This is a genomic window from Burkholderia sp. FERM BP-3421 (genome assembly GCF_028657905.1).
Taxonomy (GTDB): domain Bacteria; phylum Pseudomonadota; class Gammaproteobacteria; order Burkholderiales; family Burkholderiaceae; genus Burkholderia.
Genome location: NZ_CP117781.1, coordinates 923,989 through 939,226, shown reverse-complemented (window position 1 = coordinate 939,226; position 15,238 = coordinate 923,989). Strand labels below are relative to the sequence as shown.

General features: G+C 69.1%; 10 protein-coding genes. 4 read left to right on the top strand and 6 right to left on the bottom strand.

Translation table 11 applies throughout. The features are described from left to right. Positions 1-304: 304 nt before the first annotated feature. The 3 genes from Bsp3421_RS07190 to Bsp3421_RS07180 all read left to right on the top strand — a co-directional run bounded on the left by Bsp3421_RS07190 (position 305) and on the right by Bsp3421_RS07180 (position 6,083). Entirely contained in the window at positions 305-682 is a 378-nt protein-coding gene (locus tag Bsp3421_RS07190; RefSeq protein WP_273997664.1) for a hypothetical protein, read from the top strand. Positions 683-1,564: 882 nt separating this feature from the next. Continuing rightward, positions 1,565-2,029 carry a hypothetical protein gene (locus Bsp3421_RS07185; RefSeq protein WP_273997663.1) on the top strand — a complete coding sequence of 155 codons (465 nt, stop codon included), beginning with the start codon at positions 1,565-1,567 and terminating at the stop codon, positions 2,027-2,029. A 679-nt stretch (positions 2,030-2,708) separates the two neighbouring features. Beyond that, positions 2,709-6,083, top strand: a complete 3,375-nt coding sequence (locus tag Bsp3421_RS07180) for a 3-keto-5-aminohexanoate cleavage protein (protein ID WP_273997662.1) — start codon at positions 2,709-2,711, stop codon at positions 6,081-6,083. Positions 6,084-6,672: 589 nt separating this feature from the next. Here the strand turns inward: Bsp3421_RS07180 and Bsp3421_RS07175 are convergent. The 6 genes from Bsp3421_RS07175 to Bsp3421_RS07150 form a co-directional block, all read right to left on the bottom strand. After that, complete coding sequence (locus Bsp3421_RS07175; RefSeq protein ID WP_273997661.1) at positions 6,673-7,116, bottom strand: dihydroneopterin aldolase; 444 nt, start codon at positions 7,114-7,116, stop codon at positions 6,673-6,675. After that, the gene (locus Bsp3421_RS07170) at positions 7,113-7,748 is read right to left on the bottom strand and encodes a sarcosine oxidase subunit gamma (protein WP_273997659.1); all 636 of its coding nucleotides are present in this window, start codon (positions 7,746-7,748) and stop codon (positions 7,113-7,115) included. Before Bsp3421_RS07170 ends, Bsp3421_RS07175 begins: the two co-directional genes overlap by 4 nt. Beyond that, the gene (locus Bsp3421_RS07165; protein ID WP_273997657.1) at positions 7,738-10,749 is read right to left on the bottom strand and encodes a sarcosine oxidase subunit alpha family protein; all 3,012 of its coding nucleotides are present in this window, start codon (positions 10,747-10,749) and stop codon (positions 7,738-7,740) included. The genes Bsp3421_RS07170 and Bsp3421_RS07165 overlap by 11 nt, the downstream gene beginning before the upstream one ends. Beyond that, the gene (locus Bsp3421_RS07160) at positions 10,746-11,036 is read right to left on the bottom strand and encodes a sarcosine oxidase subunit delta (protein ID WP_252984775.1); all 291 of its coding nucleotides are present in this window, start codon (positions 11,034-11,036) and stop codon (positions 10,746-10,748) included. Before Bsp3421_RS07160 ends, Bsp3421_RS07165 begins: the two co-directional genes overlap by 4 nt. A gap of 170 nt (positions 11,037-11,206) precedes the next feature. Continuing rightward, the gene (locus Bsp3421_RS07155; protein ID WP_273997656.1) at positions 11,207-12,451 is read right to left on the bottom strand and encodes a sarcosine oxidase subunit beta family protein; all 1,245 of its coding nucleotides are present in this window, start codon (positions 12,449-12,451) and stop codon (positions 11,207-11,209) included. Between the two features lie 14 nt (positions 12,452-12,465). After that, a complete protein-coding gene (locus Bsp3421_RS07150) occupies positions 12,466-13,851 on the bottom strand; it encodes an L-serine ammonia-lyase (RefSeq protein WP_273997655.1) in 1,386 nt (461 codons plus the stop codon). 253 nt (positions 13,852-14,104) lie between these two features. Here Bsp3421_RS07150 and Bsp3421_RS07145 point away from each other — a divergent pair, with 253 nt between their 5' ends. Next, entirely contained in the window at positions 14,105-15,157 is a 1,053-nt protein-coding gene (locus Bsp3421_RS07145) for a GlxA family transcriptional regulator (RefSeq protein ID WP_273997653.1), read from the top strand. Positions 15,158-15,238: the final 81 nt, after the last annotated feature.

Here is a 15,238-nt window from a genome sequence, read left to right as displayed (position 1 = left end):
TGCCATCAGCACCCGGATCACCCGTTCAGCATGATGCCGGGGACATCCTCATGGAATCTGAACGGATAGGCGCCGCCCGGGCCGCTGATCGCCCCATCCGGCGGCGGCGCAACGTCGCGGCCACCGAGGTCGACGAAGCAGGTCGCGGGATACCCGGCGCGCCAGCGGCGCGCGGCATGGAATCCGTGCCGCGCGTCCGCCCACGACAACGTCCCGCACAAGACGGTGGGGTGGCGGATCGCCGTTGCGGCCGCAGCCGATCGGGACAGCGCATCCGTCGCTCCCGGCGCGGCGGACGAGGCCGATGGCCCGGCGCGCGCCGTTCGCGCGGCGGCCGACTGCCGAGCGAGCGAACCGGCACGGCGCGGGTGCACCAAGGCCGACCCACCCGGCCCCCGCGACCCCAGCAGATCTCGATCTTGGCCTGGCCCCGGGCCTCGAAGCCGCCCACCGCCGCACCACCCGAAATCGACAGACCGGGCAGGCCCTCGCGACACCACGCAAAATCCGCACCGCATCCATCGCCACCGTGCACGACCGGCCCGCGTCCACGCGGCAATCCGGCGCGACGCTCGTCATCAAATTGATTCAAGTGGTTTTGGTTTTGCTTCATGCGGATTTTCAATATTCAAATCAAATTGCCCATCGCCACATAAACATGCACGAAAGCATCATGAATTAATTATTAATTCGGCACCATCGGAATAATCCTAGCAACATCACATTTTACAATTTTTATTATTCATTTCGAATCATCTTAAAATCATGACATCGCATGCCGCAACGTCGTTTTTCGAGCACGGCGGGATGCCCCTCCCTTTGGCCACCAGGGCATATCAATGCGCTCGATGCGGATAGGCAACGCTGCGCGCACTTGCTTGCGCGAAGTCAATTGATCTTATCAACACGTTCACATCCATAAATTAGAACAAGTCTCAAAATAACCTTCATTCGATCCTCGATCTTAAAAAATACCAATGAAATGACAAATTCAAGGGATCTCACCAAGACATCCACTTCATGGCATTTTCCGCATCACGGTTTAACAAGCATTCCTGATTCACGTATTCCAGGCACGCGAACCCGATCGGATCGCCATGTGTTCCTCGCATCCCGGCATGACGCAATCGACACGCGACGGTCGAACCGGACAACCCGTGTCGCGAACGCAGTCAAAAGGCATTCGTAAGACTGAGGCGCCCGCCATCCCCGCGCCGCGTCGTGGGCCACACGAATCGGCGGGGTTCGCTCCGGCACGCGCGAGACTGTCCACCACGCGCGGCGCCGCCCACCGCCGCACTTACATGCACTTACATCTGTGCGCGACACTGTGCACGCATGCGACAGAATCCCGCGCAGCGTTGCGCGGCAAGGCGCGCGGCTTGCCGGCGCCCTCGGATGCGAGCCCGCGGCAGCGCATCCGGCGCGCCGCTGTCAACCAATTGCCGTCGCCGGGAGTTATTGACGGTACTGGGGCCGTTCATGCGCCAGCGGGCCGGTCCGATCCCGTCGGGCTGCACTTGGGCACACCGTGCCGCCCTCTCCCATTCAGTCAGGAGTAGAAATGAAAAAGACAGCATTCCTCGCAGCGATCGCAGCCGGCCTGTGCTTCTCGATGACGAGCTTCGCGCAAGTTCCCGCCAGCGCACCCACCGGGACGACCGGCCTGTGCAAGGACGGTACGTTCTACTCCGGTGCCTCCAAGAAAGGCGCGTGCGCGGGCCACAAGGGCGTGAAGACCTGGTACGGCGCGGCAAGCGCCACCGCGGCGAGCGGCGCGATGGCAAGCGGCGCGATGGCGGCGCCGGTCGCCGCCTCGGCCGCGAAGCCCGCCGCCGCGAGCGGCGCGATGACGAAGAGCGCCGCGCCGGGCGGCGGCCCCGGCCAGGTCTGGGCGAACACCAGCACGAAGGTCTACCACTGCTCGACCGACAAGTACTACGGCAAGACCAAGCAGGGCAGCTACATGTCGGAAGCGGACGCGAAGGCGAAGGGCTTCCATCCGGCGCACGGCAAGGCCTGCTCCTAAGCCGCACCGGCACCGCATGAAAACGGCCGCTGCATGTACGTGCAGCGGCCGTTTTCCGTAAGGCGGACCGACGCGGCGCAAACCACCCGCCGCGCCCGCCGCCGAATCCCACCGCCGAATCCCGCCGCCTCGTCCCCACGCGCCGCCGCGCAAACCGGTCCCACGGCCGAAGCTTGCCCCGCCCGCCGGCCCAATCCCCGTCGGCGCACGTCCATCCCCGATTCGAGATTAGAGTCTCCCCACTACACGCCGGGGCGGATTAATTACGTGATTTCCATCCAGGCATCAACAAACTCCGCCATCGTTGCCGACATCAGGCATATTGCAGCGCGTCATCGTTTCACTATCGGGCTGCCGGGCCCGCCCGGCGGGCGCTTCATTTACTTTCACTCAATTTATTCATTAATCGTCATCATTCGCCCAATATTCCCCAATCGACCCCTCTAAAAATAAATTCGGATTAATTCGAACATTGCATGTAAATCAAATGTAATATTCGAGCGGGGTTGCAGCATGCCCCTCCGGCCTGCGCCGGGCGCCCCCGCCCAGCGCTCGGCAACGCGCGGCCCAGGACGGGCATTCCCCCTCAGCCGTCCCTCCGGTGCCATCTCATCCTCGCGAAGCGTGGTGTTCCGATCCTGATTGTTTAGTACACCTCTTCAATCCACACGGGAAGATCATGACCAAGACCTTCTACATCACCGCAGCGCCTGTCGGCGCAGTCCCCAAGTTCCTCGACCCCCAGGAACCGAAGTTCATCCCGCTCCCGCTTCTCGATCTGCTCGACGATGCGGCGCGCGGCACGCTGCAGCACGCACTCGAGGCCGATGGCTGGGAAGCCGTGCCGGAAGGCGGCATCGCCCTTGAGCGCGGTTTCGACGCGCCCGTCGACCTGGCCGCGCAATCCGCGCGCACGCAGTTCGACGCCCTCGCCGCACTCGGCTGGTCGCGCGACGGCGCGGTGCTGCGCCGAGATATCGCGCACACGGCGGTCGGGCTGCCGCTCATCGTTCCACGCGCGCTGCTGGACCGCATCGCACCGCGCGATCTGGTCCGCCAGCTGGTGCTCCAATTGACCACGTTCGGCTGGCTCGCCACCGACGACGGCGGTCTCGAATGGCCGCACGAGCGCGTCCACAGCTACCTGCCCCCCGCCCTGGTCGAACGCCTGCGCGAAGACGCGCCGGCCGCGCTCGACGCCTTGCTCGCGAACGGCTGGCAGCCGCGCGGGCCGGGCCTATGGCAACCCGGCAAGGCGCGCTCGCCGCATCTGCCGATCACCGCGAGCGGCATCGTCGACGCGGCGCGCGACGCGCTGCGCGAAGGCGCGGCGGCGGTCCACCTGCACACACGCGCGACCGACGACCAGCGACGCCTGCCCGTGCCGGGCCTGAACACCGGCATCACGATCGGCGCGCAGCGCAATCACATCGTGGTCGACGACTACGACCACATCGTGCCCAGCCTCATCGCCCTCGAACCGGCCGCGATCCTCAATCTCTCGACCAGCGCGCGCGGCGATCGCCGCGCCTCCGAAAGCCCGCTGCGGCGCGCGCACCTGAAGCACTACGGACACGCGCGGATCGCCCCCGACGTCGCCTCGTTCAGCCCGGGTCCGGTGGTGTTCCAAGGCGGCGGCGGCTATGACAACCCGCACGGTTTCCTCGCGCAGCAGCTCGCGCATTTCGCCGAATACGGCGTGCGGCCCGAGATCGAGGTGTTCAATCACACGATCGTCGAGAACGCGACGACGCTGTACCGCGCCCCGCTGATCGCGGCCGGCGTGCCGGTGCTGTTCATGCTGGTCGCGGCCGTCGACCAATACCACCGCGATCCCGTCAGCGGCGAGACCGAGGACGACTCGCTGATCGACGTCGCCTCGCGCAAGGCGATCGCCAAGCTGCTGATGCGGGACGAACCCGAAGCAACCGCCGAGGCCGCGCGCATCGCGGTCGACCGCCTGCGGCCGAGCGTCGAGCAGCTGCGCGCAGGCTTCCCCGACTGCCGGATCTCGCTGCTGCTGCCCGGGCCGTTCCAGGCGCTGCTCGTCGACGTCGCGCTCGGGCTCGATCTCGACGGCATCCGCGTGGGTCTCGAGGATGCGCTGAACGTGTTCGACGAACGCGTGCCCGGCGGCGTGCGCAAGGCGGCCGGCACCGGCGACCAGGTCCGCGCGCTGCGGCTCGATCTCGAACGCCGCGGCATCGCAATCGTCGATGCCGAGACGCTGCGCGACGACCTCGGCATGCAGCGCCCCGACGTCGCGCTGTTCAGGCAGGCCGAAGCCGCGCTCGCCCGCTATCCGGCGGACGCGCGGCCGCCCGCCCGCCTGCCCGGCGCATCGACGATCGTCGACGCGCTGCGGCCGATCATCGATCGTTATCGGCGCGTCGAGGACGAACTGGCCAGCTGCCTCGCGACCGCGACCGACCTGCCCGCCACGCCGGCCCAGCTCGCGGCCTTCGTGCGCGCGACCGCGCATGGCTTCGGCCTCTCGATCCGCTCGTTCGTCGAGGAGCTGGACCGCTACGCCGACCAGGAACACCTGATCGCCAACGACCTCGACGTACCGCTCGCGCTGAACTATGCGCGCGAGATCCTCGCCCCGCGCGGCTACGGCATCGCGAGCTACGACGACGCGCTCGAACGCTATGCGCGACCCGGCCAGACCATCTCGCGCGAAGGCGCCAGCTACCGGGTGCCGAGCGAACAGTTCAAGCCGCTCGCGCTGCGCGGCCTCGAATACCTGGCCGCGATCCCGTGCCGCTACAACAGCGACCACAGCAATGTCGTCAACGTCGGCTTGCGCCAGGACACCCGCTACAGCGCGACGATGGCGCTGCTTTACCATGCCGCGCGCGAACTCACGCTCGCGCTGCGCGAGCGCTCGAGCGCGCCGCGCAAGGCGCCGGGACCGGTCTGGACCGCGGTCGAGACCGCCGCGAACCCGGCCGAGCCGCCGCATCGCGAGGCGCTCGACACGCCGGGGCCGCTCGCCGCGGACGGCTTCGACTGGATCGTGCTGCCCAGCACGCCGACCACGAACTATCCGCTCGGCCTCAAGCTGTCGCACGGCATGACGCGGCGCTTCCACGGCTTCGTCGCGCAAATCGCCGCCGACCCGATGCTGCGGCCGCCCGGCACCGCACCGCTCGCGAAGCCGCTGCGCCTGCTCGGCATCACGCACGCGGGCCAGCGCCACGACGGCGAGACCGTGATCGAGGCCAGCATGCTGCACAACCGCTTCGCGTTGAATGCGGATCTGGCGGGCCGTCTGTTCAGCCCGGAATCGCAGATGATCTACGAACGGCTGATCCTGCCGCGCCTCGTCGATGCGCCGGACCGGCTCGACTACACCGATGCGCTGCTGGTGCGCCGCGACGCGGCGGGTTTCCCGCTCTACCGCGACGGCTCGATCGCACGCCGCATCAACCCGCGCCGCATCGAGGCATTGCCGCTGCTGCGCCTCCTCGCGCACAGCTCGGGGATCGCGACCGCGCAGCAGCTCGACGTGCTCGCATGCCTCGACGGCGAGCGGATGGGGATGAGCGAGGAGGAGTTGCGGGCGTTCTTCGACCGGGCGCTGATCGTGTCGTTCGGGTCGGCGGCCGACGTCCATCTCGACTGGCTCGGCACCTCGGTGCTCGACATCACCGCGTTCAACGACGTGCGCAGCCTCGCCGGCACGACGCACCGCCACTACGTGCTGACGCCGGGCGCGCATTCGGACGTGCTGCAGCAATGCCTGTCCCGCGCGCGGCCGGGCGAGTATCGCTACGAGCACGCGGTGCCGGTCTGGCAGCAGGGCGCGCGCGGCAAGGTGGTGGCGCGGTTGACAGGCGTGTTCCTGCTCGACGACGCGTCGCGCCTCGATGACGGCCATTCGATCCGCCGCTATCTCGCGTCGAGTCCGCTATGGCTGCGCCGCTGGATCTCGCTGATTCATCATGCGCGGCCGGATGCCGGCGCGCAGGCGATTCTCACGCAGTTGCAGGCCGCGACCGAACAGCGCGACGCCAGCGCGAATCAGGCGATCCGCCAGGCGATTGCCTGAACGGGCGGGGTTGGCGTCGGGCCTTCGCCCGGCGCGGCCTGTACGCGGGCCGCGCCGGGTGTCGGGTGTCGGGTGTCGGGTGTCGGGTGTCGGGTGTCGGGTGTCGGGTGTCGGGTGTCGGGTGTCGGGTGTCGGGTGTCGGGTGTCGGGTGTCGGGTGTCGGGTGTCGGGTGTCGGGTGTCGGGTGTCGGGTGTCGGGTGTCGGGTGTCGGGTGTCGGGTGTCGGGTGTCGGGTGTCGGGTGTCGGGTGTCGGGTGTCGGGTGTCGGGTGTCGGGTGTCGGGTGTCGGGTGCCGGGTGCCGGGTGCCGGGTGCCGGGTGCCGGGTGCCGGGTGCCGGGTGCCGGGTGCCGGGTGCCGGGTGCCGGGTGCCGGGTGCCGGGTGCCGGGTGCCGGGTGCCGGGTGCCGGGTGCCGGGTGCCGGGTGCCGGGTGCCGGGTGCCGGGTGCCGGGTGCCGGGTGCCGGGTGCCGGGTGCCGGGTGCCGGGTGCCGGGTGCTAAACGCCGGACACCAAGTGCCCGACGCCGAACACCGCCCGGCCCGTCGACCAGCGCGTGCGACACGGCCGCCCGTTGGGCGGCCGTCTTCATTCACGCACCGGCGCAGCGCGCGGCGCGCCAGCGCGCATGATCGGCGCGGGTCCAGTCGAACGTGACACCGACCCGGCGCGTGCCCGGCCGGATCTTCGGCTTGTACAGCGCGAGCGTCAGCGCATCGAGCGCCGGCCATTCGTCGAACGACAGCACCGCGATGTCGAACACGAGCGTTTCGAGCAGGCGCGTATGCGGCTTGTGCGCGACGAACGCCGCGATCCGCGCGCAGTACGCGTCGTAGTCGATCCAGCCCGCCTCGCCCTGCTCGGCCGGCACGCAGCGATACCCGAGCCGCGCATCGAGCACCACCGGCTGCGGCCCGGCATGCTCGTGCGCATGGATGCCGACCCGCGCCGGCATCTGCAATGCATCGATGAACACGCTCCAGCCGCCGCCCGTCATGCGGCTGTCCGCGATGAACGGCGCCTCGGCCGGTTTCATGACGCGAGCGGCGCGGCCGCGTCGAGCATGATGCGGCAGAAGTAGTCGGCGAAGCTGCGCCGCACGACGATCTCGAACGATTGCTCGCCCGTCGGCACCAGCACGATCGACGCCTTGAAGAAATGGCTCTGCGCGCACTGTCCCACGCCGAACCCGCGCGGATGCAGATCGAGCGGGCAGCCGCGCGCGAGCACGTCGCGCACGCGCTCGCCGCTGATCTCGACCACCGTGTAGCCGCTGCCGACATCGACCGCCGCCGCATACAGCCCGTCCAGCGCGCGGGCGAGCGTCGCCTCCAGGCGGCCGGCCTCGACCGCGCCGTTCGAGCGCACCAGCCATTCGTCCGGGCCGAGCCACAGCACGTCGCACTCCGCGCCGCGCGCGACCGTGTTCGGCCGCGCAGGCGGCCGGCACCCGAGCGCCGCCTCGAACGCCGCGACGAACGCCGGGTCGCCCGCCTCGCCCCGCACGTTCACGAGATCGAGGAAGGGCCGCTCGCGAAACGCGAACTTGCGCGCCGCGCGCGCATCCTGCTCCGCGAGCAGGCCGGCCGCGCCGACGAGCGGCGATTCGAGGCGCACGCCCTGCGCCTCGCGCGGCGACGCCGCCTCGCTTCTGGTTTCATTCCACATGCTGGCGCACCCCTTCGCTGTCGTAGAAAACCGGGCTGGAGATCTTCGCGGTCACGCGGCGGCCGTCCGCCAGCGCAACGGCGACCGTCCCGCCCATCCGTTCCAGTCCGCCCTTCACCACCGCGAGCGCGATCGAGCGCTTCAGGATCGGGCTGTAGTAGCTCGACGTCACATGCCCGAGCATCGGCGTCGTGCCGTCGGCGGCCGGCGCCGCGCCCGCCTCGACGATCTGGCCGCCTTCCGGCAGCACGTATTGCGCGTCGTCGGTCAACAGGCCGACGAACTGCTTGCGGCCCGCCTTCGCGGTGTCGCTGCGCGTCAGCGAGCGGCGGCCGAGGAAGTCCTTCGATTTCGCGACGAGCCCGCCCATCCCGAGATCGTGCGGCGTGATCGAACCGTCGGTGTCCTGGCCCACGATGATGTAGCCCTTCTCGGCGCGCAGCACGTGCATCGTCTCGGTGCCGTAGGGCGTGATGTCGAACTCGGCGCCCGCCGCCATCAGCGCTTCCCACACCGCGCGGCCGGCGTTCGCGGGCACGTTCACCTCGTAGGCGAGTTCGCCCGAGAAGCTGATCCGCATCACGCGCGCCTTCACGCCGGCCACCATGCCGTCGCGATAGCTCATGAACGGGAACGCGCCGTTGCCGAAGTCGATGTCGGGGCACACCCGGCGCACCACCTCGCGGCTCTTCGGACCCACCACCGCGAAGGTCGCCCAGTGGTCGGTCACCGACGCGAGCCGCACCTTGAGATCCGGCCACTCGGTCTGCAACCAGCGTTCGAGCCAGGTCAGCACGCGCGCCGCGCCGCCCGTGGTCGTGGTCATCATGAAATGCTGCTCGCCGAGCCGCACCGTCACGCCGTCGTCGAACACCATGCCGTTCTCGTCGAGCATCACGCCGTAGCGGCACTTGCCGACTTCGAGCTTGTTCCAGGGGTTCGTATACATCCAGTTCAGCAGCTTCACCGCATCGGGACCCTGGATGTCGATCTTGCCGAGCGTCGACGCATCGAGAATGCCCACGCTCGTGCGCACGGCGAGACACTCGCGCGCCACCGCCGCATGCAGGTCCTCGCCCGATTTCGGGAAGTACCACGGCCGCTTCCAGTTGCCGACGTCCTCGAACAATGCGCCGTGCGCGACGTGCCATTCATGCACGCAGGTCTTGCGGATCGGGTCGAGGAAATCGCCCAGCTCGCGCCCCGCGAACGCGCCGAACGTCACCGGCGTGTAGTTCGGCCGGAAGGTCGTCGTGCCGGTCTCGGGAATCGTCTTGCCGAGCGCCTGCGCGAGGATCGCCATGCCATTGATGTTGCCGAGCTTGCCCTGGTCGGTGCCGAAGCCCATCGCCGTGTAGCGCTTCACGTGCTCGACCGACTCGAAGCCCTCGCGCGCGGCCAGCAGGATGTCGGCGGCCGCCACGTCGTTCTGGAAATCGACGAACTGCTTGGGGCCGCGCGCCGCCATCGCGGCGTCGCCGACCAGCCACAGCGGCTGCAGCGGGGTTTCGGCCAGCTCGGCCACCTGCGGCTCGGCCGGCCGCTCCGCGCCCGTGCAGCCGGCCGCTTGCGCCGCCTCCACCCCCGCGTCGAGCGCGAACCGCAACGCGCGCGCGAGCCCGAATTCGCCTGCCGCCGCGCCGACGCTCGCCTCCGCCTGCATCGCCTTGCCCGGCACGAAGCACGCCTTCCCGTCGTGCCAGTGCGCCTTGCCGCCCGACTGCGCGAACAGGTGCAGCACCGGGCTGAAGCCGCCCGACATCGCGACGAGGTCGCACGGCAGCGTCGCGAGCCGGTCGCCCACGCGGCCGTCCGCATACGCGGCGACCTCGACCGACGCGACCCGCAGGCGACCCGAGGCCGCCGTCACCACCGCGCCGTTCATCACGGTCACGCCGTGACGGCGCGCGGCCGCGGGCAGCGCGCCGTCGGCCGCCGCGCGCACGTCGACCACCGTCACCTTCGCGCCGCAGGCCTTCAGGTCGAGCGCGCACTGATAGGCGCGGTCGTTGTTCGCGAACACCACCGCGTCGCGGCCCGGCAGCACGCCGTAGCGATGCACGTAAGTCGACACCGCCGAGGCCATCATCACGCCGGGCAGATCGTTGTTGCCGAATACGAGCGGCCGCTCGTGCGCGCCCGTCGCGAGGATCACGCGCTTGGCGCGGACCTTCCACAGCAGCTCGCGCGTGCCCTTGCGCATCGAGACCGGCAGGTGCTCGGTCAGGCGCTGCACGACCGTCACGAGGTTGTGGTCCTGATAGCCGAACGCGGTGCTGCGCGTGAGGATGCGCACGTCGGGCCGCGCGGCCAGCTCCGCCTCGACCTTCTCGACCCACTGCAGCGCGGGCTTGCCGTCGATTTCCGCGCGGCCCGCGAGCAGGCTGCCGCCCAGCTCGCGCTGATCGTCGACGAGGATCACCCGCGCGCCCGCGCGCGCCGCTGCCTGCGCGGCCGCGAGGCCCGCCGGGCCGCCGCCGACCACGAGCACGTCGCAGTGCGCATAGCATTTGTCGTAGCGGTCGGCGTCGAGCGTATCGGGCGCCTTGCCGAGCCCCGCCGCCTCGCGGATCCTCTCCTCGTACTTCGGCCACCACTTGCGCGGCCACATGAAGGTCTTGTAGTAGAAGCCCGCCGGCAGGAAGCGCGCGAACTTCTGGTTGATCGCCATGCGGTCCTGCTCGAGCGACGGCTCGGCATTCACGCTGCTCGCGACGAGCCCCTGGTACAGCTCGATCTCGGTCGCGCGCGCATTGGGCACCGTATGCGCGCCCGTCTCCAGCTGCACCACCGCGTTCGGCTCCTCGACGCCCGCCGTCACGATGCCGCGCGGCCGGTGGTACTTGAAGCTGCGCGCGACGAAATGCACGCCGTTCGCGAGCAGCGCCGACGCGAGCGTATCGCCCTGGAAACCCTGGTAGATGCGCCCGTTGAAGGTGAAGGTGAGCGGGATCGCGCGGTTGATGCGGCCGCCCGCGCCGAGTCGGTCTTTCTGGCTCATCGCTGGGTATCCTCTTGGTCGTGCGCGGGTGCGCCGAAGGTCTCGTAGCCCTGGAACGCATAGCTGACAGTGTCGCGCGTCGCCATGAACCAGCGGCGGCAGCCCTGCGCGTGCAGCCATTGCTCGCGATGCACGCCGCGCGGGTTCTTGCGCATGAACAGGTAATCACCCCATTCGCGGTCGGACAGCGCGTCGGTGTCGAGCGGGCGGGCGATGTCCGCCTCGCCGCCGCAGCTGAATTCGGATTCGGCGCGCGGGCCGCACCACGGACATTCGATCAACAACATGGCGTTCTCCTCATGTGTCGACCAGAGTTGGCGCTTCAGCGCCTTACTCTGGTCCCATATACTCAATGCGCAGTTGGCGCTTCAGCGCCTTACTCTGGTCCCATATACCCAATGCGCAGTTGGCGCTTCAGCGCCTTACCCCGGTCCCATCTATTTCAATACGGTCAGGCTCAGTGCGCGACCGCGGCCGCGCCGTGTTCGTCGATCAGGTGGCCGGTGTAAAAACGGTCGAGCGCGAACGGCGCGTTGAGCGCGTGCGGCTCGTCGCGCGCGATGGTGTGCGCGTAGGCCCAGCCCGAGCCCGGCGTCGCCTTGAAGCCGCCCGTGCCCCAGCCGCAGTTGAAATACAGGCCCTTCACGTCGGTCTTGCTGATGATCGGGCACGCATCGGGCGACACGTCGACGATGCCGCCCCACTGCCGGTTCATCCGCACCCGCGAGAACACCGGGAACATCTCGACGATCGCCTGCAGCGTGCCTTCGATGATCTGGAAGCTGCCGCGCTGGCCGAAGCCCGTGTACTGGTCGATGCCCGCGCCGATCACGAGATCGCCCTTGTCGGACTGGCTGATGTACGCATGCACCGCGTTCGACATCACGACCGTGTTGACGACCGGCTTGATCGGCTCCGACACCAGCGCCTGCAGCGGATGGCTTTCGAGCGGCAGCCGCACGCCCGCCATGTCGGCCAGCGCCGTGGTGTTGCCCGCCGCGACCACCGCGACCTTCTTCGCCTTGATGAAACCCTTCACGGTGTCGACGCCGACCACCGCGCCGCCTTCGCGGCGAATGCCGGTGACCTGGCAGTTCTGGATGATGTCGACACCCGCGCGGTCCGCGCCGCGCGCGAAGCCCCACGCGACCGCGTCGTGCCGCGCCACGCCGCCGCGCCGCTGGATCGACGCGCCCAGCACCGGATAGCGGCTGTCGAGGTTGATGGTCGGCTCGATCTCCTTGATCTGCGCGGGCGTGAGGAATTCGGCGTCGACGCCGTTCAGCCGGTTCGCGTTCACGCGGCGCTCGGTGTCGCGCACGTCCTGCAGCGTGTGCGCGAGATTCATCACGCCGCGCTGGCTGAACATCACGTTGTAGTTGAGATCCTGCGCGAGCCCTTCCCACAGCTTCATCGCCTTCTCGTACAGCGCGGCCGACTCGTCCCACAGGTAGTTCGAGCGCACGATCGTGGTGTTGCGCGCGGTGTTGCCGCCGCCGATCCAGCCCTTCTCGAGCACCGCGACGTTGGTGATGCCGTGCTCCTTCGCGAGGTAGTACGCGGTGGCGAGCCCATGCCCGCCGCCGCCGACGATCACGACGTCGTACTCACGCCTCGGCTCGGGGCTCTTCCATTGCTTCTCCCAGTTCTCGTGATAGGACAGGCCGTTGCGGAACAGGCTGAATATCGAATAGCGGCTCATGTGCGGATCCTTCGTTAGCATTCGATGACGTTCACGGCCAGGCCGCCGCGCGACGTCTCCTTGTATTTCGTCTTCATGTCGGCGCCCGTCTCGCGCATGGTCTTGATCACGGAGTCGAGCGACACGTAGTGCTGGCCGTCGCCCTTGAGCGCCATGCGCGATGCGTTGAGCGCCTTGATCGCGCCCATCGCGTTGCGCTCGATGCAGGGAATCTGCACGAGCCCGCCGACCGGGTCGCAGGTCATGCCGAGGTTGTGCTCCATGCCGATCTCGGCCGCGTTCTCCACCTGGTCGGGCGTGCCGCCCATCACGGCGGCGAGCGCGGCGGCGGCCATCGAGCACGCGACGCCGACCTCGCCCTGGCAGCCGACCTCCGCGCCCGAGATCGAGGCGGTCTCCTTGTAGATCGCGCCGATCGCGGCGGCGGTCAGCAGGAAATCGACGATCCCCTGCTCGGTCGAGACCGGCACGAATTTCACGTAGTAGTGCAGCACCGCCGGGATCACGCCCGCCGCGCCGTTGGTCGGAGCGGTGACGACCCGGCCGCCGGCCGCGTTCTCCTCGTTGACCGCCATCGCGTACAGGTTCACCCAGTCGAGCATCGACAGCGGATCGCGCAGCGCTTCCTCCGAGCGGCTGCGCAGCCGCGCATGCAGCTCGGCCGCGCGGCGCTTCACGCGCATCGGGCCGGGCAGTTCGCCCTCGACCTTGCAGCCGCGCTCGACGCACGCGGCCATCGCGCCCCAGATCGCGAGCAGGCCGGCGCGCACCTCGGCCTCGGGCCGCAGCGCGCACTCGTTGCGCCACATCAGCGCGGCGATCGACAGCCCGCTCGCGCGGCATGCGCGCATCAGGTCGTCGCCGGTGCGGAACGGGTGCGGCACCTCGACCGCCGCGCGCACGCCGTTGACGCGCTCGCCGTCGCGATTGACGACGAACCCGCCGCCGATCGAGTAATACTCCTTCTCGACCAGCAACTGGCCGTGCTCGTCGAACGCCTGGAAGCGCATGCCGTTCGGATGCACGACGCTCGTGCCGCCCATCAGCTTGCGGTAGAGCGCGAGATCGTCCTTCTCGTCGAAGCGGATCGGCTGGCGGCCGAGCAGCGTCAGCGCGCGCGCCTCGCGGATCGCGCGCAGGCGCGGCTCGATCAGGTCCGGATCGATGCTGTCCGGCAGGTGGCCTTCGAGCCCGAGCAGCACCGCCTTGTCGCTGCCGTGCCCCTTGCCGGTCGCGCCGAGCGAACCGTACAGCTCGACCCGCACGCGGCGCACGAAGCCGAGCAGGTTCGCATCGTCGAGATGGGACGCGAAGCGGGCCGCGGCGATCATCGGGCCGACCGTGTGCGAACTCGACGGACCGATGCCGATCTTGAACAGATCGAAGACGCTGACGTTCATCTGGCTGCCCTTGCGCATTGACGCGTGAAGTGACGTTGGGTGCCAGTACACCAAAGCGTAAAATCCGCCGATAGAACAAAACCGGCATCGGCGTGGGACAACGCCGCCACCCGGGCCGCATCGATGCGCTTTGGCGATGGTTCGCGACGGAAAAACGCAAGTTCCGGCCGCGCCGATCGGCGACGCTGGCGACGTGGCCCGCGCCGGACGAGACCCGCCGGACGCCGCCCGGCCAACCCTGAGCCTCACCGCAATGACGCCTGACGCACCCGCCTCCCCCGCCGCCGCGCCGCGGCGCATCCGCTTCGGCATCGTGCTGCTGCCGAATTTCACGCTGACCGCGTTCTCGGGCTTCGTCGACATGCTGCGGCTGTCGGCCGACGACGGCGACTACAGCAAGCCGGTGCGCTGCGCGTGGAGCGTGATCGGCGACACGCTCGCGCCGGTGCGCGCGAGCTGCGGGATCCAGGTGACGCCGTGGGAGACCTTCGCCGACACCGCCCCGTTCGACTACGTGGTGGTGGTGGGCGGCCTGCTGCACTCGGGGCCCCAGGCGGGGCCGGAAACCCTGCAGTTCATCCGCCGCGCGGCGGGCGACGGCGCGAACGTGGTGGGGATCTGCACCGGCGTGTTCGCGCTGATGCGCGCGGGCGTGCTCGATGCGCACCGGATCTGCGTCAGCTGGTTCCACTACTGGGATTTCATCGAGCGCTTTCCGGCCGTCGATCCCGACCTGCTGATCGCGGACCGGCTGTTCGTGATCGACCGGCGGCGCATCACCTGCTCGGGCGGACGCGCGTCGATCGACGTGGCGGCCGCGATCCTGCTGCGCCATTTCGACCACGCCACGGTGCAGAAGGCCTTGCGCATCCTGCTGGTGGGCGAGATGCAGAAGGGCAATGCGCCGCAGCCGCACCCGCCCGGGTTGGAGCCGGCCACGCATCCGAAGGTGAAGCGCGCCATCCTGCTGATGGAGCAGCATGTCGGGCGCACGCTGCCGCTCGACGAGCTGGCCGCCAAGCTCGACCTGTCGACGCGCCAGCTGGAGCGCCTGTTCAAGGCGGAAACCGGCACGAGCCCGCAGGCGTTCGCCAAGCAGGTGCGGCTGCGCACCGCCGCGTGGCTGCTGACCAGCTCGGACCGCACCGTCGCCGACATCGCGACGAGCTGCGGCTTCGCGGACGCCTCGCATCTCGGACGGGAATTCCGCAAGCAGTTCGGCGCGCCGCCGGCGACCTACCGCGAACGCGGCGGCGCGGTGGCGGCGCAGGTCGAGCCGGAAATCGGGACAGATACCGAAGCCTGACGCGCGGCCGGCGCATTCGCTGCGGCCGGCCGCAGCGAATGCGTGCGAGGCAATGGGTTTCGATGCGCGCCGCGCCGATCG